This is a genomic window from Oceanibaculum pacificum, assembly GCF_001618175.1.
GTDB lineage: Bacteria > Pseudomonadota > Alphaproteobacteria > Oceanibaculales > Oceanibaculaceae > Oceanibaculum > Oceanibaculum pacificum.
The window spans coordinates 30,504-51,726 of record NZ_LPXN01000068.1; the positions used below are offsets into that span (position 1 = coordinate 30,504).

Annotated in this window: 21 protein-coding genes; 3 read left to right on the forward strand and 18 right to left on the reverse strand. The window is 61.8% G+C overall.

Annotation, left to right across the window (positions count from 1 at the left end; genetic code table 11):
• Positions 1–16: 16 nt before the first annotated feature.
• From pqqA to AUP43_RS05180, 8 genes are all read right to left on the reverse strand, one after another.
• Positions 17–91, reverse strand: coding sequence for a pyrroloquinoline quinone precursor peptide PqqA (gene pqqA, locus AUP43_RS19675; protein WP_084462578.1), 75 nt, complete (start codon positions 89–91; stop codon positions 17–19).
• A 64-nt stretch (positions 92–155) separates the two neighbouring features.
• Positions 156–1,499, reverse strand: coding sequence for a PQQ-dependent sugar dehydrogenase (locus AUP43_RS05150; protein ID WP_067553450.1), 1,344 nt, complete (start codon positions 1,497–1,499; stop codon positions 156–158).
• A 188-nt stretch (positions 1,500–1,687) separates the two neighbouring features.
• Positions 1,688–3,367: an alpha-amylase family glycosyl hydrolase gene (locus tag AUP43_RS05155; RefSeq protein WP_067553455.1), complete on the reverse strand. Its 1,680-nt coding sequence runs from the start codon at positions 3,365–3,367 to the stop codon at positions 1,688–1,690.
• Entirely contained in the window at positions 3,364–4,992 is a 1,629-nt protein-coding gene (locus tag AUP43_RS05160) for an alpha-glucosidase family protein (RefSeq protein ID WP_067553456.1), read from the reverse strand. Before AUP43_RS05160 ends, AUP43_RS05155 begins: the two co-directional genes overlap by 4 nt.
• 29 nt (positions 4,993–5,021) lie before the next feature.
• The gene (locus tag AUP43_RS05165; RefSeq protein WP_067553457.1) at positions 5,022–7,235 is read right to left on the reverse strand and encodes a xanthine dehydrogenase family protein molybdopterin-binding subunit; all 2,214 of its coding nucleotides are present in this window, start codon (positions 7,233–7,235) and stop codon (positions 5,022–5,024) included.
• Positions 7,232–8,215, reverse strand: a complete 984-nt coding sequence (locus AUP43_RS05170; protein ID WP_067553458.1) for an FAD binding domain-containing protein — start codon at positions 8,213–8,215, stop codon at positions 7,232–7,234. Before AUP43_RS05170 ends, AUP43_RS05165 begins: the two co-directional genes overlap by 4 nt.
• Positions 8,212–8,724 carry a 2Fe-2S iron-sulfur cluster-binding protein gene (locus AUP43_RS05175; protein WP_067553459.1) on the reverse strand — a complete coding sequence of 171 codons (513 nt, stop codon included), beginning with the start codon at positions 8,722–8,724 and terminating at the stop codon, positions 8,212–8,214. The genes AUP43_RS05170 and AUP43_RS05175 overlap by 4 nt, the downstream gene beginning before the upstream one ends.
• Before the next feature lie 171 nt (positions 8,725–8,895).
• Positions 8,896–9,630: a ZIP family metal transporter gene (locus AUP43_RS05180; RefSeq protein ID WP_067553473.1), complete on the reverse strand. Its 735-nt coding sequence runs from the start codon at positions 9,628–9,630 to the stop codon at positions 8,896–8,898.
• A 99-nt stretch (positions 9,631–9,729) separates the two neighbouring features.
• Between AUP43_RS05180 and AUP43_RS05185 the strand changes: the two genes are divergently transcribed.
• On the forward strand, positions 9,730–10,599 hold the full coding sequence (locus tag AUP43_RS05185) for a DMT family transporter (protein WP_198154828.1): 870 nt from the start codon (positions 9,730–9,732) through the stop codon (positions 10,597–10,599).
• A 119-nt stretch (positions 10,600–10,718) separates the two neighbouring features.
• Here the strand turns inward: AUP43_RS05185 and AUP43_RS18580 are convergent, their stop codons facing one another.
• The 5 genes from AUP43_RS18580 to AUP43_RS05200 form a co-directional block, all read right to left on the reverse strand.
• Positions 10,719–11,351, reverse strand: coding sequence for a sigma-70 family RNA polymerase sigma factor (locus AUP43_RS18580; protein ID WP_084462576.1), 633 nt, complete (start codon positions 11,349–11,351; stop codon positions 10,719–10,721).
• Positions 11,352–11,533: 182 nt separating this feature from the next.
• On the reverse strand, positions 11,534–11,728 hold the full coding sequence (locus AUP43_RS18940) for a hypothetical protein (RefSeq protein ID WP_157089244.1): 195 nt from the start codon (positions 11,726–11,728) through the stop codon (positions 11,534–11,536).
• A gap of 156 nt (positions 11,729–11,884) precedes the next feature.
• Positions 11,885–13,108: a c-type cytochrome gene (locus tag AUP43_RS05190; protein ID WP_067553477.1), complete on the reverse strand. Its 1,224-nt coding sequence runs from the start codon at positions 13,106–13,108 to the stop codon at positions 11,885–11,887.
• Positions 13,105–14,865, reverse strand: coding sequence for a GMC family oxidoreductase (locus tag AUP43_RS05195; protein WP_067553479.1), 1,761 nt, complete (start codon positions 14,863–14,865; stop codon positions 13,105–13,107). Before AUP43_RS05195 ends, AUP43_RS05190 begins: the two co-directional genes overlap by 4 nt.
• 34 nt (positions 14,866–14,899) lie before the next feature.
• The gene (locus AUP43_RS05200) at positions 14,900–15,568 is read right to left on the reverse strand and encodes a gluconate 2-dehydrogenase subunit 3 family protein (RefSeq protein ID WP_198154830.1); all 669 of its coding nucleotides are present in this window, start codon (positions 15,566–15,568) and stop codon (positions 14,900–14,902) included.
• Positions 15,569–15,960: 392 nt separating this feature from the next.
• Here AUP43_RS05200 and AUP43_RS18945 point away from each other — a divergent pair, with 392 nt between their 5' ends.
• A complete protein-coding gene (locus AUP43_RS18945; protein ID WP_157089246.1) occupies positions 15,961–16,257 on the forward strand; it encodes a hypothetical protein in 297 nt (98 codons plus the stop codon).
• A 442-nt stretch (positions 16,258–16,699) separates the two neighbouring features.
• Here AUP43_RS18945 and AUP43_RS05210 read toward each other — a convergent pair whose 3' ends face one another.
• The 4 genes from AUP43_RS05210 to AUP43_RS19545 form a co-directional block, all read right to left on the reverse strand.
• Positions 16,700–17,350: a LysE family translocator gene (locus AUP43_RS05210; RefSeq protein WP_067553483.1), complete on the reverse strand. Its 651-nt coding sequence runs from the start codon at positions 17,348–17,350 to the stop codon at positions 16,700–16,702.
• Positions 17,351–17,544: 194 nt separating this feature from the next.
• Positions 17,545–18,189 (reverse strand): FMN-binding negative transcriptional regulator, encoded by a 645-nt coding sequence (locus AUP43_RS05215; protein WP_067553486.1) that lies wholly within the window; start codon positions 18,187–18,189, stop codon positions 17,545–17,547.
• A 28-nt stretch (positions 18,190–18,217) separates the two neighbouring features.
• Positions 18,218–18,907: a dihydrodipicolinate synthase family protein gene (locus AUP43_RS05220; RefSeq protein ID WP_322096375.1), complete on the reverse strand. Its 690-nt coding sequence runs from the start codon at positions 18,905–18,907 to the stop codon at positions 18,218–18,220.
• Positions 18,908–18,924: 17 nt separating this feature from the next.
• Positions 18,925–19,122 carry a dihydrodipicolinate synthase family protein gene (locus tag AUP43_RS19545; protein WP_269746861.1) on the reverse strand — a complete coding sequence of 66 codons (198 nt, stop codon included), beginning with the start codon at positions 19,120–19,122 and terminating at the stop codon, positions 18,925–18,927.
• Positions 19,123–19,221: 99 nt separating this feature from the next.
• Here AUP43_RS19545 and pdxR point away from each other — a divergent pair, with 99 nt between their 5' ends.
• Positions 19,222–20,724, forward strand: a complete 1,503-nt coding sequence (gene pdxR / locus AUP43_RS05225; RefSeq protein WP_067553488.1) for a MocR-like pyridoxine biosynthesis transcription factor PdxR — start codon at positions 19,222–19,224, stop codon at positions 20,722–20,724.
• A 281-nt stretch (positions 20,725–21,005) separates the two neighbouring features.
• Here the strand turns inward: pdxR and AUP43_RS19370 are convergent, their stop codons facing one another.
• Positions 21,006–21,167 carry a GSU2403 family nucleotidyltransferase fold protein gene (locus AUP43_RS19370; protein ID WP_269746863.1) on the reverse strand — a complete coding sequence of 54 codons (162 nt, stop codon included), beginning with the start codon at positions 21,165–21,167 and terminating at the stop codon, positions 21,006–21,008.
• Between the last annotated feature and the right edge of the window lie 56 nt (positions 21,168–21,223).

The following is a 21,223-nucleotide window of genomic DNA, read 5'->3' on the forward strand; positions in this document are numbered from 1 at the left end:
ACCCGCGCCCGCCGGCTCAGAGCGTGGCCGAGAGGTAGCCGTTAATCTCCATGCCGATGCAGATTTCGACGATGCGCGGCTTCTTCCACATGATCAGGCTCCTTGATTGCGGTCAATTCATAAGTAGGCAACAGGTGACGCCATGCAATGTTCCGCTACTCATTGCGTTGCGGTGGCGATCCCGAGTCGACGCGCCAGACGACGTTGCCGACATCGTCGGCGACCAGCAGCCCGCCGGCCCCGTCGCTCTCGACACCGACCGGCCGGCCCAGCGCCTCCCCGTCCTGCGACAGGAAGCCGGTCAGCACGTCCAGCGGCTGGCCGGCCGGCTTGCCGTCCTGGAAGGGCACGAAGATCACCTTGTAGCCGCTGTGCGGCCGGCGGTTCCAGGAGCCGTGCAGCCCGACGAACACGCCGTCGGCGAACTGCTCCGGCAGGCCGTTCTCCTTCGCGAAGCTCATGCCCAGCGGGGCGACGTGATTGCCCAGCGCATAGTCCGGCACGATGGCCTGGGCGACCAGCTCCGGGCGCTGCGGCTCCACCCGCTCGTCGAGATTCTGGCCGAAATAGCTGTAGGGCCAGCCGTAGAAGCCGCCCTCCCGCACCGAGGTGAGATAGTCCGGCACCAGGTCGCTGCCCAGCTCGTCGCGCTCGTTCACCACGGTCCACAGCTCGCCGGTCGCCGGGTTCCAGCCCATGCCGATGGGATTGCGCAGGCCGGCGGCGAAGACCCGCGACTCGCCGCTGGCGACGTCGATCTCCAGGATCGCCGCCCGCCGCTCCTCCTGCTCGATGCCGTTCTCCGCCGCGTTGCTGTTGGAGCCGACCGAGGCGTAGAGGCGCGCGCCGTCCGGACTGGCGAGCAGCCCCTTGGTCCAATGGTGGTTCAGTGGCCCGGCCGGCAGGTCGACCACCTTCTCGCCCTCCCCGTCGATGCGCGTCTGCCCCTCGCTGTAGGGGAAGCGCACCACCGCGTCGGTGTTGGCGACATAGAGCCGGTCGCCGACCAGCGCCATGCCGAAGGGCGAGTTCAGGCCGGTCAGGAACTCGGTGCGCAGCTCCGCCACCCCGTCGCCGTCGGCGTCGCGCAGTAGGGTGATGCGGTCGGCGCTGGGCACTCCGGCGCCTGCCCTGGCCATGACCTTGTTCATGATGAAGGTGCGCACGCCCTTGCGCTCCGGCCGCTCCGGCGCGTTGCTCTCGGCCACCAGCACGTCGCCGTTGGGCAGCACGTGCAGCCAGCGCGGATGGTCGAGGTCGCGCGCGAAGGCGGTGACGGCGAGGCCCGCCGCCGGCTGCGGCTGCTGGTCCTCGGCCCAGCGCTTGGCCGGCGCGATGTTCACGGTGGGAATCAGCGAGGTCGCGGGTGGCGGCAGGGTCGGATTCTGCCCTACCGTTTGCTCCTCGGGCAGTTCCGCCGAATCACCACACCCCGCGAGAAACAGGATGAGAAGCAGCGCCAGCCTAGTGCGTCGATCAATGATCGCCGATAGGGACATTGGCTCAGCCCTTTCTAGATGCAAAATTCTCGTCTATCTCCTTTGGAAACGTCAAAAGCTGATTTTGTTCCGTTGTTTGCTAAGAGCACCGCGCTCGACAGTCGACCTCTTTTGTAGAGCCCACCCACATAGTTGGCGGCCTGCTTTCCATGGCGGAGGCCGCTGGATATGGGACAGGAACACGTAAGCTATCGATTCCCTATATCAGGCTTGCTCTCCATAACAGCGAATTGAAGGGGGCCGAGCTCCAGTCCATGGGCCGTTCGGGCCTTGACACAACCAGGTGCCTTCATCGGCTTCCATTCGGGTTCGAGCGGCAAGAAGGCGTTGTCCGTGCTGAAATTGACAATCACTCGCCGCTCTTGCCCGGCATAAATCCGCCGCCACGTAATGACGGGCGCACGTTCGGCGCGTGACATCGCCTCTGACCCGAATTGCAGCACCGGTTGCTGCTTACGCCAGAGAGTAAAAGCACGGAAAAAGGAAAGAACCGACTCATCATCCCGCCCTTGCTCCTCCGCATTGAGAGCACGATGCTCGTCAGGAAATCGGAGCCAAGGCTTGCCGGTGGTGAATCCTCCATGCGGCCGGTCAGCCCAGGGAAAAGGGGTCCGCGCGCCGTCTCGCCCCTTGAAGGTTGGCCAGAAAGCCTTAGCCCAAGGATCGACGATATCGTCATAGTTCAGATTTGGGTGCGGTAACCCCAGTTCCTCGCCCTGGTATACGATGCAACCTCCCTTCAATGTCATCTGCATGAAGAGAAGCAGCTTTGCTGCCTCGGGGCGAAAACGCTCCACGGCGAAATGCGTCAAATTGCTGACGGCGCGAATGGAATCGTGGTTGGTGAAGACGTTGTAGAGCCAACCGTCGCCAAGCTGATTTTCACGCCTGATCAACTGCGCAGTGATCGTATCCACTTCGGGATGGCAATTGATCAGCGCAAAATCATAGGCCGCATGAAGGCGTCGGCCGTTCTGAGTAAAATCCGGCACTGACGCGATCGTGTCGATATCGGCGATCTCCCCAATGAGAACACAGCCTACCTCGTCCGCAAAATCACGGAAGCGCGAAAGCACCCGGTCGCTTCCCTCGGCATGCCGGTCGAAAATATGCTTCTGGGAGGCGAAAGGATTTGTCGGCCCGCCGCCGATCAGCGCATCCGGATCGCCTTTGCCTATGGGGGGGTTGGAACGCAAATCGCGATCCCAGGTCAGGCATTGCGCCGCATCGATCCGAAATCCGTCAACGCCTATATCGGTCCAAAAGCGCATCTCGTTGAGGAGATGCTCCAAGACCTCGTCATTATGCAGGTTGAGAGCGGGCTGCGTAGGGAGGAACGGGTGGTAAAAATACTGTGCCCGCTGTGGCTCCCATTCCCAGGCTGTGCCGCCGAACGAAGAAAGCCAATTGTTGGGCGCAGTTCCGTCGGGGGATTTCTCAGCCCAGACATACCAGTCGGCCTTGGGGTTATCGCGGCTCTGGCGGCTCTCCAGAAACCAGGGGTGTTCTGTAGATGTATGGCAGGGGATGAAATCGAGAAGTAGTTTCAATCCGCGCTTATGCGCCGCATCAAGCAGCGTCATAAAATCTTCCATCGTGCCGAACAGGGGATCGATTACCCGAAAATCGGCAATGTCATAGCCAAAATCCTTCTGCGGTGATTTATAGAAGGGCGAAATCCAAACACCATCGACGCCAAGAGACGCTATGTAGTCCAGCCCTTCGATCACGCCCTTCAGGTCGCCGATGCCGTTGCCATTCGTATCGCGGAAGCTGCGGATATAGACTTGGTAGATAATCGCGCTGCGCCACCAATCCTGGCAAAGGGCTTCATTCGGAGAATCCAAAGGCATGGATTGCAGTGTCATGCCGCCTCCCTCACGGAGAAGAAGGCGCCGAAGGGCGGAAGATGAATGTCGTCGCCTTTCTGAACCGCCGCGAATCCGTGCCCCTCAAGCATTTTACCGGTTTCGACATCCGGCAGCCGCATCACCTCCTCGGTGGCGCCGAAGTTGAACGCGCATGTTACGCTGCCTTTCTCGGAATCGCGGCGAAAAGCGAGAATGTTCGATGAGGTTTCCAGGAACTCCATGCCGCCGTCACGTAGAGCCGGAATATGCTTGCGCCAGTTCAGGAATTGCCGCAGGCGGTTGAAGGTCGAGCCAGGGAGGCCAACCTGCCGATTAATGGCTAATTCACGATGACTGGAAGGCACTGGCAGCCAGGGATCCGCTTCCGAAAATCCTGCATTGGGGCGATCTTCTTCCCAAGGCATCGGCGTGCGCGATCCATCGCGTCCCTTGTAGGCGGGCCAGAATTCGCGGCCATAAGGGTCAATGATCGACTCGCGGGGCAAATCTGCCTGGGGCAGACCGAGTTCGCTGCCCTGATAGAGGCAGGTCGCGCCGCGCAGGCAAGTGAGTGCCGCCAGGATGATGGTCACGGCCTCCGGCCGATCCTCCGCGCCGAGGCGCGTGATGGCCCGGGAGAAATCGTGATTGTCCAGCGCCCAGCAAGGCCAGCCGCTATCCTCCGAATGCCCTAGATCGCCAGCGACACGGCGCAGCATGGGCGGAGTGATCTCATGCGCGCCCAGTAGCCAGTAACCGTAGGCCAGCTGCAGACGCTTCACGGCTGTGTATTCTCGATGGACGCGCACGGCATTGCTTTCGTGCAACTCGCCGAGGAGCGCCCGGTCACCATAGCTGTCACAGAGAGCTCGCAGACGTTCGAGAAAAGCAATCGTTTCTGGTTGCCCGATGTCATGCATGTGCAACTGTTGTGAATAGGGATTGAAGCGAAATGCCTCGCCGTCCGGGATTTCGGGATTTGGCGGGTTATTGCGGAGCTTCGGGTCATGGGCGTAGAAGGTGCATACGTCCAGCCGGAAACCGTCAACGCCCAGATCCAGCCAGAAACGGCATGTGTCGAGGATTGCCTCCTGAACCGCCGGACAATGGTAGTTCAAATCGGGCATCTGGCGCAGAAAGTTGTGGAGGTAGTATTGGCCGCGCCTCGGCTCCCATTGCCATGAGGATCCGCCGAAGACGGAGAGCCAGTTTGTCGGAGGCGTGCCGTCGGGCCTGGCATCCGCCCATACATACCAGTCGGCTTTAGGGTTGCTGCGCGTCTCGCGGCTCTCGATAAACCAAGCGTGCTGATCCGACGTGTGCGACAGCACCTGATCCATGATCACGCGCAAGCCAAGCCCGTGAGCCTTGTCGAGTAGGGCCCGAAAATCCTCCAGCGTGCCGAACAGCGGATCAACGGACTGGTAGTCGGCCACATCGTACCCGAAATCCAGCATCGGGGAACGCACGAAGGGTGATATCCACACCGCATCCGCACCAAGAGCGGCGATATGCTCCAGTCTTTGGGCAATGCCCCGCAGATCTCCCACGCCATTCCCGGTCGTGTCCTGATAGCTGCGAGGATACACCTGATAGATGACAGCGCCTTTCCACCAATCGGATGTTTTCGTCGCATCAAACATAGAGGCCTTTCCCTGCTTCCGAGCTGTGATTAATCCGTGCGGCTTTGCAGCCCGTCGATAATCTTGTCCAACGTCGCGGGCAGATCTCGGATGCGGATACCGGTCGCGTTATAGATCGCATTGACGATGGAGGCGGCCGCGCCGCAGATGCCCAACTCGCCGATACCCTTGGCCTGGAGCGGGTTGGCCCAGGCGTCCCGCTCGTCGAGCAGGACGACGTCGATCTGCGGCACGTCGGCGTTCACGGGCAGATGGTATTCCGCGAAATCGCGATTGACGATATGGCCGTCGCGCGGGTCGTGGATGAGCTCCTCCGTCAACGCCATGCCGATGCCGAACGTCATGCCGCCCAGGCATTGCGAGCGTGCTGTCTTCGGGTTGAGGATGCGGCCAGCGGCAAAGACGCCGAGCATCCGGCGCAGCCGGGTCTCGCCGGTGATCGCATTAACCGCGACCTCGGCGAAATAGCTGCCATAGGTCGCCTGCCGCACCGTCTCCTCGGCCTTGCCCGGCTCGACATGCCCCTCGCCGACAAGGCGGCTGCCATCCAGTATCTCCGGCAGGGCAATCCGGCGATTGCCGACGATAGCGTGGCCATCCTTCAACGTCAGACCCTGCATATCACAATCCAGTCTCTCGCAGAGCTGCTGACGAATCTCCTCGCAGGCCAGCAGGACGGCTGTGCCGTTCGAGGCGGCACCGAATGATCCGCCCGACCCGGACGCCGGCGGGTACGCCGTATCGCCCAGCAATGTCTCGACGCTGTCCATCGGCAGCCCCAGCATCTCGCCGGCAATCTGGCTCAACACCGTATAGGTGCCGGTGCCGATGTCGGTCATGTCAGTCTCGACCGTCCCGGTGCCGTTGGCGTTCAGCGTCACGCGCGCCTTCGATTCGATCAGCATGTTCACGCGGGCCGCAGACGCCATGCCCATACCGATTAGCCATTCGCCGTCACGTACCGCCCCCGGCTCGCTGCGGCGGCGGTCCCAGTCGAAGCGCTTTGCCCCCTCCTCCAGCGCCTCGGCCAACATATGCGAGGAGAAGGGAATATCCTGCGACGGGTCCTTCTGCGGGATGTTGATCAGCCTCAGCTTTACCGGATCGATGCCCGAGGCGGCGGCAAGTTCGTCCAGCGCGATTTCGAGCGCGGTGAGGCCGACCGCCTCCCCTGGCGCGCGCACCGACCCGGCGCATGTGCGGTGCACCCGAGCGATGCGGTGGCCAATGACGCGATGATCGCCCTGATAGAGAAACGGCGTCGCCTGCGTAACCGGTTCGGAAAATTCCTCGCCAGGCAGGTTCGAGACGAGAGCCTCATGCCCGATGCCGATCAGGCGTCCCTGCTCATCGGCGGCCAGCCGGATGTGCTGATCGGTTTCGGAACGGCGCATCACCGATTCGAACACTTGCTGCCGCGACATCGCCACCGCCACGGGCACGCCCAGCGCCTTGGCGGCGAGAGCGGCCGCCACCGCTTCGGGCCCGATGCCGAGCTTGGAGCCGAAGCCGCCGCCGACATAGGGGGCGAGAATGCGCACCTGCTTCTCCTCGATGCCGAGCGCGTCGGCCAGCTCCGCCCGGTTGAATCGCAGCATCTGGTAGCTGCCATACAAGGTAAGCCGGTCGCCGTTCCATTCGGCGATGGAGGCGTGCGGCTCCATTGCAGCGCTGACATGGCCGGGGGTCGTATAGTGCGCATCGACGGTATGGCGCGCGGTCTGCATCGCCGCGTCGAGGTCGCCGGTGGAATCCTGCTCATCCTCCGGCGTCTCGATGTCGGCCTTCGGGTCATCCGGCGCCACGATGGCCGTCCCATCCGCCTCGAAGCGCAGCTTCAGCGCCTGCGCGCCATGGCGCGCCTGTTCGAAGGTCTCGGCCACGACCAGGGCAATGGGCTGGCCGAAATAGGCGATGTCCTTCGGGCCCTGGATGGGCGCTTCGCCGGCCATGCCTTGCGCCGGATTCCGCAGCAGCCGGTCATCGGCAATGATTGCGCGGATGCCCGGCAGGGCCTGAACCGCATCGACATCCATGTCGCGCAGCGTGCCGTTCGAAACCGTGGCGCGTACCAGGACGCCGTGACAGGCGTTCGCCGGCAGTCGGTCCATGGCGTAGGGCGCGGCGCCGGAAACTTTCAACGCGCCTTCCGGACGGTCCAGCGGCTTGCCGATTACGGCTTGCACCATCTCGGCGAGCCGGTCGCGCTCGACCCGCTCGTCCATCTTGATATGGCTGGTCATTGGTCAGCGTCCGTCAGTTCGTTGAGCACGGCTATGAGCGTGCGGCGCAGCAGGGAAATCTTGAAGGCATTGTCCTTTTGCGGCCGGGCATCGGCCAGCAAGGCGTCCGCCGCTTGCGCGAAGAGGCCGGCGGAAGGCTGCCGGTCGTGCAGCATCGATTCCACCGTCTCGTTGCGCCAGGGCTGCGGCGCGACGCCGCCGAAGGCGAGAGAGGCATGCGCGATCCGCCCTTCCTTCAGGGCGACCACGCCGGCCACCGACACCAGGGCAAAGGCGTAGGAAGCCCGGTCGCGCACCTTGCGGTAGGTTTGCCGGCCGCCCTGCGGCGGTGGCAGGATGACGGCGGTGATGAGATCGCCCGGCGCGAGCACCGTTTCGATATGCGGCGTATCCCCCGGCAGCACATAGAACTGTGACAGCGGCAGCCGGCGGATTGCCCCCTCCGGCGCTTCGACTTCCACCTCGGCGTCTAGCGCGCGCAGCGCGACGGCCATGTCGCTGGGATGGGTGGCGATGCAGTGCACGCTGGCGCCGAAGATCGCATGGAGCCGCGTGGCCCCGCCGATGGCCTGGCAGCCGCTGCCCGGCGCGCGCTTGTTGCACGGCATCGCCGTATCGTAAAAATAATAGCAGCGCGTGCGCTGCAGCAGGTTGCCGCCGGTGGTGGCCTTGTTGCGCAGCTGCGCGCTGGCCCCGGCCAGCAGCGCTTCCGCCAGGACGGGATAGGAGTCGCAGACTTTTCGGTCGGCGGCGAGATCGCTGTTGCGCACCATAGCCCCGATCCGCAGGCCGCCCTCGGGCGTTTCGGAAATGGCGGCGAGATCGAGCCGGCTGATATCGACCAACCGATCGGGCGTGATGATTTCCAACTTCATCAGATCGAGCAGGTTGGTGCCGCCCGCGATGAAGCTCGCACCGTCACGGCCAAGCCCCGTCGCCTCCGAGGGCGTGGCCGCACGGGAATAGGCGAAAGGCGTCATGACTGTTCCTTTCCGGCCGCAACCTCAAGAATGGCGTCGATGATGTTGGGGTAGGCCGAGCAGCGGCACAGATTGCCGCTCATCCGTTCGGAAATTTCCTCGACCGTCAACCCCGGCAACGATGCCACATTCTTGGTCGCATGACTTGCCCAGCCGGCGGCAATCTCGTCCAGCATCGCGGTCGCCGAACAGATTTGCCCCGGCGTGCAGTAGCCGCACTGGAAACCGTCATGCGCGATGAAGGCCTGCTGCAAGGCGGACAGATCGTCGGGGCCGCCGATGCCCTCGATCGTCACGATCTCGTCGCCGTCATGCATGCAGGCAAGGGTGAGGCATGAATTGATGCGCCGCCCGTTGACCAGAACCGTGCACGCACCGCACTGGCCATGATCGCAGCCTTTTTTCGTGCCCATCAGATGCAGATAATTACGGAGGGCATCGAGCAGCGTGGTTCTCGGATCTGCGTCAAGGCGCTGCGCTTGCCCATTGACCATGAGGTCAGTGTTCATCGGAATTCCTTGCTGGGTTGCTCAGTAGCCGATTTGGCGTCTAAACATGCAACCCTGGCGAGGCGGCAAAGGTTCCGCATTCCCACTCCAAGAACGGGTCAAGTATGGGGATTGTCTCAACTCACTTGCTGGCGGTCGTATCCTGGTTGGTTTTATCCTTTTGATGCGGCCTTAACCGAAATAGCCGGAAAACAAGACCATGCCTGCAAAGCCAACCGCGAAGGCGGCGGTCGAAAACCGGCGGGGCGGCTGGGGCTTATCACCCTCCGGCAGCGTATCTTCCACTGTCGCCAGCAATAGCACGCCAACGACAAAGGCTAGCGCGGCGTTCTGCAGTGCCGGCTCTGCATCGCGCAGGAGCAAATAGCCCACCGCAGCACTGCCTAGCAACGGCGCCAGAAATGACACGGCGATCATTATCCGTGCCCGCCGCCGCACACCTTCGGCGCGGAATACGGCGATGCTGGCGAACCCAGCGGGCACATTCGCCACGACTTGGCTGAAAGCAAGCAGCAGCCCGAAATCGGTCGAAACCGCTACGCCAATGCCTGTCATCAGGCCATCGGTCATCAAATCCGCCGCCGAGGCGATATAGACCATCCATGCGCTCGTGCTACCGCCACCGGCAAGCCAGCGGCCGATCCGCGCCGCGCGGGCCAACAGGATCGACAGCAGCCCGCCGCCAAGAAAGCAGGTTGCAACCTGCCAGGGGGGCGTGTCTTGCAAAATGCGCGGCATGAGCTCAACGCTGATTAAGGCGATCGCCACTCCGGCCGCTGCATGCATCGCCACCCCCACGATCCATTGCGGGGCGAAGGAGAATTCGGCAATTGATGTCCCAATCAGACTGCCCACACCCGGTAAAACCGCGATGCCGAGTACTAAGAGAAATTCTGTCACCTGCATGCCGCCGGAACATTGCGGTAGAGCCGAAGTTCCCCCCTCACTATGCCCATTAGCTCTATCCCTCGAAAATTCGGCCTGCAGGCCCGGTTGGCGCTTGGCATGGCAATGTTCGGCTCCGCCACGCCAATCAGTAAAATCGTCACTGAAGCAATGCCGGTCTTCGTCGGATCAGGTTTGCGGGTCGCCATCGGGGCGCTGGCGCTTGCCCCCTTCGCCTTGCGCAGCCGCAATCAGATTCAGCAATTCAGCCGGCGAGATTGGCTCTTGGTCGTGCTGATCGCTTTGTTCGGCATGTTCGGCTTTTCCGCCTTGATGCTATACGGCATGAAGATGATCCCCGGCGTGGTCGGCGCCATTGTGATGAGCACCACGCCCGCCGTCACCGCCGCCGCCTCCATGTTGTTCCTAGGCGACCGGCCGACCATTCGGAAAGTGGGCGCCATTACCCTCGCCGTGGCTGGCGTCCTAATACTGCAACTCGGCCAGGATCGTGGCGGCTCGGACTCCGATGGGGATCCGTTGCTGGGGGCGGCCTTGGTGTTCGGCGCGGTCTGCTGCGAGACGGCTTATACGCTGCTCGGCAAGAAAGTCTCGGAACACATCGACCCGGTCCTGGTCGCATTTCTGGCCGCCGCGCTGTCAGTCCCCTTCTTTCTGCCTTTCGCCCTATGGCAATGGCAGGACTTCTCGATTCCAGATGTTCCCGATTCTGCCTGGGTCGCGGTTGCATGGTATGGCGCCGGTACTTTGGCTATCGGCACCTGGCTCTGGTATACCGCCATTGCCCGCACCGAAGGCGCGGTGGCGGCCGCCTTCATGGGAGTGATGCCGGCCTCGGCTCTGATCTTCTCCTATATCTTGCTGGGGGAAACCTTCCAATGGCTGCATCTCGCCGGCTTCACGGTGGTGTTCACCGGCGTGCTATTGATGTCCTGGGAGCATGCCCACATGGCACAGCAACCCTCCTGACCACAGCTTTTCCGTACCTTACGGCACATTGACCGAAGCCAACTGTTGGGCCTCTAAGCCTATAGATGAAGCTGTTGTATTTTACGGCGTCGGCGATCCGCTTTAATGCCGTAGGTACTTCAGGGCTGTATCGCGTGAAGATTGCGCAATGAATTGAGATCAAGTCCATCCCGCCGGTGTTTGGCTGATGACGAGCCGCCGGCCTCTTGCCTGTAGCCCTGTCGACGGCGATGCTGGGGCAAACGGTATTCGAGAATGCGGGCGAGTGTTTCGCGGCCGCGACTTATGCGACTTTTGATGGTGCCAACCTCACAACCGCAAATCTGCGCCGCTTCTTCATAGGGGACGCCCCAGGCCCCCACCAGCACGATCGCTTCCCGTTGGGTCGTCGGGAGTGCCTCCAGAGCCCGGCGCAGTTCCTTCGTCCGTATATTCCATTCTTGCGTCGCGCCCGAAGAAACAGTCACCGATGCGCAATCACTTCCGCCCGTAATCTCGCGATTTGCTCGATTGGCGTTGGTATAGAAGCTGTTGCGCATAATGGTGAACAACCAGGATTTCATGCTGGTGCCTGGCTGGAATTTGTCCAGATTGGCAATCGCCTTCATCAGGGTTTCTTGCACGAGATCGTCGGCGCCAGGAGTTTGCCGCATGAGCATGCGGGCAAAAGCGCGTAGGGCGGGAATTAAAGGTTCGATCTCGCTGCGAGTAGAACCGGCCACTGCCGAAGAGCGACGCGCATTATCATGCATTGATCTCTCCTTTTATGAATCATTTAACCCTTTAACCCCCCAATTCTATGATATTACCACAAAGAAAAGCGTTGAAAATGCTCGTTACGCATCCGATTATATTTAATTTTATGCGCTTTTCGTCAATGTGAAATGGGGATTATTTATTTAAAATTTCCCCCCTCTATAATCAACAAATAATCTTATGAATTCTTATTATTTCTTGACACCTTGCCCGAGTTTGGAATCCTAGTCTCGCGATCTTGTATTGCCTTCTCAAGCTGGCGAACTAACGCCTCCATCTCCGGCGGGATATACTGTTCTATAGGATAAAGCTCTCTAAGAGCATCAGTAAGCCATTTATTCCATTTTTCTTCCTGAGGTGATTTTGACGCCATGACTATCCTCCCTTTCGGTAAAATAGGAGGCTGCACCTGCTCGTCTCCATCGAGTTAAAATTGTATTTCCTTTCACAAAGATAATCATCACCCAAAGACCGGAAGCCCAGTGAAGGAAACTGCACTTAAGCGGATAAGACATAAAATTCTGTTACATTACTCTGCCAATTGTTGCCTGAGCGCTTCGACATCGCCGGCCGAGATCGCTCCAGACGCGTTGTCCCAGCTGTTCCGAATATAGGTGGCGACGGCGGCGATCTGACTGTCGTCCAGCTTCCAACCGAAGGCCGGCATGCTGAGCGGCGTCGGACGCGCATTTGTCGGCACGCTGCGTGCACCCTCCAGAATGACCCGGATGACAGTGGTCGCGTCCGGGTTTCGGACCTTGCCGGAGCCGGCGAGTGGCGCGAAGAAACGCGGCACGCCGGAACCGTCGCTCGTGTGACAGGCGCTGCAATTATCAGCATAGATCGACTGGCCCGCCGTCATGACCGCCTCATCCGGCGCATCCGGCTGGTCACGCGGCTCATCATCCAGACTCTTCAGGTACAGGGCGATAGCTTGCAAATCTTTTTCGCACATATGCTGCGTGGAATAGGCGATCACCTCGGCCATGGAAGAGAAGGCGGCACTGTGCCGGTTACGTCCGGTCTGCAGGAACTCGACGATATCCTCGTGGCTCCAATCGGCCAAGCCGCCATTCTCGCCACCGCGTATATTGGGGGCGGACCAGTGTTCCAGCCGGCCGCCGCGCAGATCTCCGCTCTCCTTGTCGGCCCCCAGCAGATTCTTTTCGCTGTGGCAGCCGGCGCAATGGCCGGGGCCGTGCACCAGATATGCGCCCCGATTCCAGGCCTCGCTCTTCCCCGGGTCCGGCTCGAACGGTCCAGGGTCGAAGAACAGCATGTTCCAGCCCTTTACCGCGAGGCGAATGTTCAGCGGAAAGGGAAGGTCGTTTTCCGGCTTTTCCTTCTTCACCTGCGGCAAGGTCGACAAATAATCATAGATCGCATCCACCTCTTCGCGCGGCATGCGGGTGAAATGCGGGTAAGGAAAGGCGGGATAGAGCTGGGAACCGTCACGCGACCGCCCGTTATGCATCGCCTGCCAGAAATCCTCTCGTGTCCATTGGCCAAGGCCGGTTTCCCTCTCGAAAGTGATGTTCGGCGTATAGATGACGCCGAAAGGCGTCTCCATCGGCCGCGCGCCGGCGAAAGGTTCCTCGCCGCGCGCCGTATGACATGCCTGGCAATTGCCGGTGATGACGCCATAGCGGCCGCGCTCAAGCTGAGCGAAAGAGGTATCCTGCGCCAGCGTCGCCGGGCTAGCGGCGACCGTCGCGGCGGCAAGGATCACGGAGGTGATGCCGAAGCCCCTCATATCCGCACCAACGGCCCCGGATCGCGCAGATAACGGGTCTTGATCGCCTCGGCGGCCCAATAGGTCAATGCAGCTACCGTGCCGGTGGGATTGTAGCCGGCATTCTGCGGAAAAACGCCAGCCCCCATAACGAATAGGTTCGGCACCTCCCAGCTTTGCAGATAGCGGTTTACCACGCTGTTGGCGGGGTTGCTTCCCATGATGGTGCCGCCGGTATTGTGGGTGGTTTGGTAGGGCATGGAATCGTAGGGGCCTTGGCGCGGCTTCACGCGAATTTCCCGGCCGCCCATCCGTTCGCCGATCCGCCGCGCCTGCTCGGTCAGGTGAGCCGTCATCGCCCGGTCATTGGCGGTGAAATCATAGGTCATCCGCATCAGCGGCCGCCCATGGACGTCCTTATAGGTCGGATCGAGATCGAGATGATTGGCGGCATGGGCCATCGAGGCCCCATGGGTGGAAATGCTGGTCGATTTCAGGAAATTCTCCGCTACCGCCTTCTTCCAGGCGGAACCCCATTCCGGCGTGCCTTCAGGCGTGCGGTGGGTCTCGATCGGCCGGGCGTTGGTGGTCCAGCAGGCGATATAGCCGCCGCCGATGAAGCCCAGCCCCGCATGGTCGAAATTATCGCCGTTGAACTCGTCGATCATCATGCCCAGCGCGCCCGCCCCAGCGAACTGGTTGGTGAATTTATCCTCATAGAAGACATCGACAGAGGATACGACCTGGTAGCAGTAATTCTTGCCCAGCAGCCCTTCGCCGGTGCGCGGATCATAAATCTCGCCAATGCCCGACAGCATCATCAGGCGGGTATTGTGGAGCTGATAGGCGCACAGGATGACGATCTGCGCCGGCTGCTCGTAGGTCTCCCCCTCAAGGTCGACATGCACAACGCCGGTGGCGCGCCGACCGGTGCTGTCGCGGGTGATGTGCAGCACCTCGTTATGGGTCTTGAGCGTGAAGTTGGGGTGCTGCATCAGCACCGGCAGGATCGTCGTTTGCGGGCTGGCCTTGGAATAGTTTCCGCAGCCGTATTTCTCGCAAAAACCGCAATAAGAACAGGGGCCGAGTTGCACTCCCAGAGGATTCACATAGGGCCGGGACATGTTCGCCGAGGGGGCGGGATAGGGCCGATGCCCGAGGGCCTGCGCAGCTTCCGCGAAGCGATGCTGCGCGAAGGTCATCTCCATCGGCGGGTTCGGATAATTGCTCGAACGCCAGCCCTCGAACCGGTTACCGGACGCCTGGATGTCGCCATTCAGATTGCCTGCCACGCCACCGATGCCACACAGCTTCTCGAACCGGTCGAAATGGGGCTCCAACTCGTCGTAGGTGACGCCGTAATCCTGCACCGTCAGCCCGTCGGCAAGCGGCCCGTAGCGCTTGACATTATGGCTGGCGGCCTCGAAGTCGCTGGGCAGGAAGCGATATGTCTGACCGTTCCAATGCACGCCGGCCCCGCCTACCCCTTCGCCAGGCAGGAACGACCCCCAGCGGCGCATCGGCAATGCCATCTGGCCGGTATTGTTGCGAAAGGTCAGGGTCTCGCGCGCATTATCCTGGAACATCTCCTTACGCCAATAGAAGCGCAACTCGTCCGGCGCGACTGTGGGTGGGAAATGGGTGGGCGTGTCGCGCCAGCCGCCGCGTTCCAGCGCCAGCACACGCAAGCCGGCCTGCGTCAATTCCTGCGCCAGGATGGCGGCGGTCCAGCCGAATCCGACCAGCACGACATCGGTTTCCGGTAGCTTGCGGGGCATGCTTGCTTCCTTCCGTTTCGTGGCTTTTAAAGACTTAATCGACGCGCCACTGCGGGCCACCCATCAACCCGACCGGCTCCAGCCTGACAGGCGCGCCATTGTGATCGAGCACGTCGCGGTAATCGTATCGGGCTCCAGGAAAGCCGACGAGCTTCCAGCCGACCATGTCCCGATTGCCGCCATACAGCGGATCGCAGAAGAAGCCCTCGATGGTGTTCTCCCAGAGCAGACCGAAAAAGGTCTCGGCGGAAACGCCTTCCAGCGACAGATCGCCGGCTTCCATCTGTCGCAGCAGTTCATCCTGCGCCTCGGTCTCCAGCTCCGCATACAAGCGGCCACCGAAGGTTGCGCGGCAAAACGCGTCCAGCGACGCCAGCGCGCGACGGTACAGTTGCGCAGGCGCATGTTCCGATTGGTACCCCTGGCCGGGGATTCCGTCCCGAAACGGCGCTTGCATGTACCAACGGTCGCCCCGGCCGAAGAAGCCGGCCAGCTGCCGATCGATGAAGGTCGTGACGCCGGCTTCTGGTGCGCCGGGTCCGTACTCGTCACTAGGGATCAGCCTGCCCGTGAGGGCATCAAGGCAGTGCTTTTCCGCCGCAGTTAGAAAATGTTGGCCCACAAGGGACTGTGGCGTGGAGGTTTGCGCAGGCGACCAAGGTAGGCCCGCGATAGTCCGCGCGAAGGCGGGGCTGGCGAGCATGGTGCCCACGAACAATCCGGAAAATAGAAGTCCTCGCCGGGATAGTCCCGCCCCCCTCCGGGGCGGGCGATCGATGTGCGGCGAAGGACGATTAGGAAAGGTCGGCATGGGCCTGCCTTTGCTATCGGTTGGCGGCATCAGCCTTGGGAACTGTGGGCGCAACCGCACGCCGATGCTTATGTTCCGTTAATTCTGGTGTTCATGCTTTCGGCTTTTGTGAGCGGCCGGCGTAAAAATGATCGGCATCCGCCGCCCATCGTTGGCTTCAGACGAGCGATACTCGATCTGGTGCGATCGATCCCCCACTACCCATGTTCCGTCTCAGCGATGATAGGTGCACGGAACAACCAGGCAGAAGAGCGGTTAAGCCGGCAGCCGAAGGAAACATCGTCATGAAAGACACTCCCACTGCCGAGCAGCTTCGCCATCGCATCGATAAAGGCGCCACCGGCGACAAGGTGCCTGCACATGATCCCGCCGCCGCGCCATTGGGCACGGATGACGAAGCCGCCGGCGCGCCGCCCACCAAAGAAGAACTGCAGGCCGCACATCGCGATCGCCCCACGGTTAGCGAACGAGCGGTGATCGCTGCCGATTCACCGAAACGCCCGTCACACATGCCACTGCTGCTCGGAGCGGTTGCGACGCTGTTGGCGTTGCTGGCTTGGCTGTTTTTTCTGGCCGACTAGCCGATTGCTTTGATCGTAACAGCGCCGGCATTCACAGAGAGTGGGAACAGCTGAGATTGGCCGGAAGCTGTCTGTCTGGTTCTTGCCGAGAAGCTCGACAAGCTGCCGTTCGGGATCCGACTCCCATTCTCGCCGATCGAAAATACTTGGCATACCGAAAAGCGGACATTCGAATGTATTGCTTACCCGCTATGCGCATCGGCGAACGATCCCGTGAAGGCCGCCGCCGGGCGCGTGTCGGATACGATTGGCGCCGCCATGTTGGGAAAGCTAAAGAGGCCAACAGTCCCACAAAGGATCGAGCACTGATAACTGAGTTGCGTTTCCGATGTTCTCCGACTCCGGGATCGAGGGGCAGCGATACAGCGAGACTAGTCTAAGGCCCGGACTCGATCAGCCTGGCGGCGGCTGACCGCTTTCGATGCTGCGCGGAGCTCAGCAATTAATTGGCAGGGCGCCTGGCCAGAGCGAGGCCGATGCCGAGCGCAATAATAGCAGCTCCCGAGAACTCTCGCAGGCGGCGGATCAAGGCAGGACGGGCTGTTGCGCCTTGTCGAATGCCGCTCGCCGCAAAGACGACAACGACGTCGGCGAGGGTGTTGAGCACAACCGACACGAAACCGAGTATCATGAATTGCAGGGCTACATGGCCTTCGGTCGGGTCCACGAACTGTGGAATGAAGGCAAGGAAGAACGCCGCTGTCTTCGGGTTCAGTGCCTCGACAAGCACGCCTTCACGAAACGCCTGCCGTGGCCCGATCGGCGGTGCCGCCGATCCCCCATTCAAACTTGTCGCCGCGTCCCGCCGGGCAGACTGGAGCGTGCGAAGGCCGAGCCAGATCAGATAGGCCGCACCGATCAGCTTCAGCACGCTGAATAGCTCTGCGCTGGTGAGCACGATGGCTGAAACGCCCAAGCTGCCTGCGAGGACATGGACCATGCCGCCTAACCCGGTGCCGAAGCTGGACGCTATACCTTCGGCACGGCCGCCGGCGAGCGTGCGCGCGGCGACGTAGAAGATGCCTGGACCGGGCGTAACGGCGAGCACGAAAGCCGCAGCGCAGTACAGGGCGAATTGAGTCAGGTCTGGCATGATCGTGATCCTCTACATCTCGTCGCCGCGCCCGGTTCGGTGCGAACGTCGGTCACCAACAGCTTCATTATGAGGCGTGGCCATCCCATGTCACGCTGCCAGCGCGATGTGGATGTGCTGGAGTTGACCGCCCCAGGTCATTGCTCGTTCTCCTTCAGAGCTCGACGACTTGCCCGGTGTGCACGGCGGACGAGCTAGACCTGCTCCGCCTTCGCGGCGCCGATCGCCAGCATGGCATCGCCGATAGCGTCGGAGCCCCGCTCCTTGAGCGCATGACCGGCGCCAAGAATGTCGGCGGCTTCCTTGTTCTGGCTCAGTTTGAACTTGCCGACGAGCCGGGTTATCTCGATCTCGATGCCGACGATCGCCTTCAACATCGTGTCGATGAAGTCCTTCGGGCTGTCGGACATCTTCCACGGCTGCGCCTGCGTGGCTTCGTGGGTGCGGGTGAGCCGGCCGACCACGCCGCGGAGGTAGCGCTCGTCGTCGTGAATAGTGACGCGCCCGTAGGCGTGCGCGACGAGGTAGTTCCACGTCGGCACCTGCTTGTGAAACTTGTGCTTGCTCGGATACCAGCTCGGCGAGATGTAGGTATCAACGGCGCGGAAGACGGCGAGCACCTCGTCGCCGCTGGCGATGTCCTGCCAGACCGGATTGGCGCGCGCCACATGGGCGCGCAGGACACCGAATGGCCCTTGCTCCCGGTTCAGGTCGAAGGGGATGTGATTGGCGTCGAGGCCGCTCTTGCCCTTGGTGAACAGGATACCAAACGCGTTCTGCTCGATCAGGTCGTGCAGCGCCTCGAGGTTCGGCGGGTCAAAATGCGCGGGGACATACATTGGAGTTCCTCTGTCGCGTCAAGTTGCGTCATTGTTCCGTGACTTCGGCCGGCAGACGCTTGAGCGTTTCAGCAACCTGCCTCCGGGCCGCATCCTGCAGGCGCAGGATCGGGCGCGGCGGCTCGGCGCTGCAAATGTCGAGCATCTCGGCGAGCTCATAGACGACGCGCAGGCTGGAGAACCGCTTGCAGAGATCCCAAACCGGCACGAGCGCGGCATCGAGCCGCCGGGCTTCCATCACATCGCCTTGCCGGGCCGCCCTGGCCGCCTTGAGGCAAATCCTGGGCAACAGGCCGCCGAGCACGCTGTACCAGGTGTCGGCCCCTGCAATCAGCGCTTCGACCGAGTTCCAGTCGGCGCTGTAGCCGAGCGCGAAACTTTCGGGCACCAGGCGCCGCAACGCCGCGAGATGAGCGATCGTCTCGTCTCGGGCGGCCGCCGGACTTTTCACCGCGACGATTCCCGGCACCCGGCTGAGGCGTGCGACGAGCTCCGGCGTAAAGCGGAAATGCCTCGTGCCCGGATTGTCATAGATGCAGATCGGCAGACCGCTGTCGCGCGCGACCGTTGTGAAATGCGCGAACACCTCGTCATCAGTGAGCGGCGTATATGAGACTGCCGCCAGCAGGCCGGCCGTTGCACCGACGGCCTTTGCGTCCTCAGCATATTTCACCGCATCGTCCGTCCGCAGCGCGCCGATTCCGACGATGACGGGAATCTCGCTGCCAGCCTCGTCTACCGCCGCTTTGACGGCGCGCCGCCGTCCTCACGGGTCAGATACGCGTAGGTTCCGGTGCTGCCGAGCAGGCCGATCGAATCGATCTGCGCCTTGCAGAGACGCGCCACCAGCCGACGCAGGGCAGCCGTATCGACCCGCCCGCTGCTGTCGCTGGGAGTAATCGGAAAAGCGGACAATCCGTTGAGCGACTTCATCTCGTCACCCTCATTCCTCGTGGCCGAAATTCGGTTTGGATTTGTCTTAGAATAGTGCATAACTGGATTGATTAAAACGTCCAGTTTTCGTGAATTAATATGGTCCAGTTGAGAAAGAAGGCCAAGCACCGCGCCGGCAAGGATCGCCAACAGGGCATGGGAGCACGGCAGATCTACGAGGCGCTCAGGGACCAGATTGCAGGCGGGGTTTACGGCTCGGATGGCCTGCTCGCCTCCTCACGTGTGCTTGCCGCCGAGCTCGGCGTGTCGCGGACGACGGTGACGGCAGCCTATGAGCAACTCGCCGCAGAGGGCTTCATCCATGTACGTCACGGGGCGCGGCCGCGGGTTGCCGCGTCAGTCTTCTTCCCAGATTGCAGCATCGGATCGCCACGACCGTCCAGCGCGATCCGATTGTCGGCCTATGGCGAGCGACTGACGGCGATCCCACCGCGGCCGGTGAAGCGGCCGGGTAACCTCGTCGCCGATTTCCGCTATGGGGATCTGGCGCCATCGGACTTTCCGCTCCTCGCCTGGAAGCGGGCCGTCGTCGCGGCGATATCTCAGAAGCCGGATCGGCTCACCTATGACGATCCGCTCGGCGCACGCAGGCTCCGCATCGCGCTGCAAGGCTATCTCTGGCGGGCACGGACCCTACGCTGCGATCTCGACCAGATCATCATCGTCAACGGCTCGCAGCAAGGGCTCGATCTCTGCGCCCGGCTCCTGCTCGATGCCGGGGATCGGTTCGTCATGGAGAATCCCTGCTATGCGATGGCCCGGCACATCTTCTCGGCGACCGGCGCAGCGCCGATCTCCCTTCCTGTCGACAAGGATGGCCTGAACACGGAACTGCTTGCGGGAATCGAAGCGCGGCTCGCCTATGTCACGCCCTCCCATCAATTCCCGCTGGGCGGCGTCATGCCGATTGGACGCCGCCAGCAGTTGCTGGCCTGGGCGCGGCAATCCAACGCCTACGTGATCGAGGACGACTACGACAGCGAATATCGCTACGATATCGATCCCGTGCCGCCGCTGCACGGGCTAGCGGATAGCGGGAATGTCATCTACCTCGGCACGATCTCGAAGACGCTCTCACCGACGCTGCGGATCGGCTATATGGTCGTCCCGCCTGAACTCCAGACCGTGTTCGCGCCAGCCAAGCAGCTGACAGACCGCCATACGCCCGTTATCGAGCAGGAGGCACTCGCCGCTTTGCTCGAGAGCGGCGTCTATGAAAGCCATGTGCGCCGAGCCCGCCGTCGCAACGGGGAACGGCGGCAGATGCTGCTCAACGCGCTCGCGCAGAGGTTCGGCGACAGGGTTGTGATTGAGGGCGCGAATGCGGGACTGCATATCGTCGCCTGGTTCCCCGACTTGCCGCAAACGTCGGAAGAAGCGCTGATCGAAGGGGCGCGCAGATTGGGCATCGGCGTCCACACGGTATCACCGCTATATGACCCGGCCTTTCCGGATGCCCTCCCGCAGAAAGTCGGCCTCGTCATCGGCTATGCCGCGTTGCAGGACTGGGGTATCCAACGAGGGGTCCGCTTGTTGGGAGACGCTGTCGACAATCTTTGCATGGCCTCGCGATTGCTTTGAAGGCCTGCAAGGGAGGCGCACCCAGCTGACTAGGTAGCGGCCTCACGCCGCGATGCATAGTCTTGGAATTTGCTCCGGAGCGGAGGGTGTCGCACTCAGAGCTCAAGCGGCGACCCAAAATTCTGTTCTGACTTCTAACCTTTCTCCTGCCATCAGGGCCGGTTGTGAGAAAGCGGACATCGTCCGGTTACACCCCATACCAGACAGTCAGAAGCCACCCTATCCCAGTCACTTGCGTCCGGCCGACCTTGCTAAACTGGGAAATGCCTTTCTGGACGATGCTATGGGCCGGCAGCGGAAGATCGGCTCTTGGCATCCAAGCTCGGCAAGCTGCCATCCCGGCCGCGGCGCCGTTCCGAGACGATCAGCTTATGAATGGCGAAGCGCTCCGGACGGGGGATTTGCACGAGTATGCCCCTACGATAGATCACCGCCGCCGGGATCGGCTCGGCGCTTCCTGCGCACCGGCCAGTATCTGGCCGTGGTGGCGCCCTTCGAT

What these genes read in the sequence shown, in the direction of transcription:
- AUP43_RS05150 (WP_067553450.1), bottom strand. Translation starts at nt 1,499, where the DNA reads ATGTCCCTATCGGCGATCATTGATCGACGCACTAGGCTGGCGCTGCTT.
- AUP43_RS05155 (WP_067553455.1), bottom strand. Translation starts at nt 3,367, where the DNA reads ATGACACTGCAATCCATGCCTTTGGATTCTCCGAATGAAGCCCTTTGC.
- AUP43_RS05160 (WP_067553456.1), bottom strand. Translation starts at nt 4,992, where the DNA reads ATGTTTGATGCGACGAAAACATCCGATTGGTGGAAAGGCGCTGTCATC.
- AUP43_RS05165 (WP_067553457.1), bottom strand. Translation starts at nt 7,235, where the DNA reads ATGACCAGCCATATCAAGATGGACGAGCGGGTCGAGCGCGACCGGCTC.
- AUP43_RS05170 (WP_067553458.1), bottom strand. Translation starts at nt 8,215, where the DNA reads ATGACGCCTTTCGCCTATTCCCGTGCGGCCACGCCCTCGGAGGCGACG.
- AUP43_RS05175 (WP_067553459.1), bottom strand. Translation starts at nt 8,724, where the DNA reads ATGAACACTGACCTCATGGTCAATGGGCAAGCGCAGCGCCTTGACGCA.
- AUP43_RS05180 (WP_067553473.1), bottom strand. Translation starts at nt 9,630, where the DNA reads ATGCAGGTGACAGAATTTCTCTTAGTACTCGGCATCGCGGTTTTACCG.
- AUP43_RS05185 (WP_198154828.1), top strand. Translation starts at nt 9,730, where the DNA reads ATGGCAATGTTCGGCTCCGCCACGCCAATCAGTAAAATCGTCACTGAA.
- AUP43_RS18580 (WP_084462576.1), bottom strand. Translation starts at nt 11,351, where the DNA reads ATGCATGATAATGCGCGTCGCTCTTCGGCAGTGGCCGGTTCTACTCGC.
- AUP43_RS18940 (WP_157089244.1), bottom strand. Translation starts at nt 11,728, where the DNA reads ATGGCGTCAAAATCACCTCAGGAAGAAAAATGGAATAAATGGCTTACT.
- AUP43_RS05190 (WP_067553477.1), bottom strand. Translation starts at nt 13,108, where the DNA reads ATGAGGGGCTTCGGCATCACCTCCGTGATCCTTGCCGCCGCGACGGTC.
- AUP43_RS05195 (WP_067553479.1), bottom strand. Translation starts at nt 14,865, where the DNA reads ATGCCCCGCAAGCTACCGGAAACCGATGTCGTGCTGGTCGGATTCGGC.
- AUP43_RS05200 (WP_198154830.1), bottom strand. Translation starts at nt 15,568, where the DNA reads ATGCTCGCCAGCCCCGCCTTCGCGCGGACTATCGCGGGCCTACCTTGG.
- AUP43_RS18945 (WP_157089246.1), top strand. Translation starts at nt 15,961, where the DNA reads ATGAAAGACACTCCCACTGCCGAGCAGCTTCGCCATCGCATCGATAAA.
- AUP43_RS05210 (WP_067553483.1), bottom strand. Translation starts at nt 17,350, where the DNA reads ATGCCAGACCTGACTCAATTCGCCCTGTACTGCGCTGCGGCTTTCGTG.
- AUP43_RS05215 (WP_067553486.1), bottom strand. Translation starts at nt 18,189, where the DNA reads ATGTATGTCCCCGCGCATTTTGACCCGCCGAACCTCGAGGCGCTGCAC.
- AUP43_RS19545 (WP_269746861.1), bottom strand. Translation starts at nt 19,122, where the DNA reads ATGAAGTCGCTCAACGGATTGTCCGCTTTTCCGATTACTCCCAGCGAC.
- pdxR (WP_067553488.1), top strand. Translation starts at nt 19,222, where the DNA reads ATGGTCCAGTTGAGAAAGAAGGCCAAGCACCGCGCCGGCAAGGATCGC.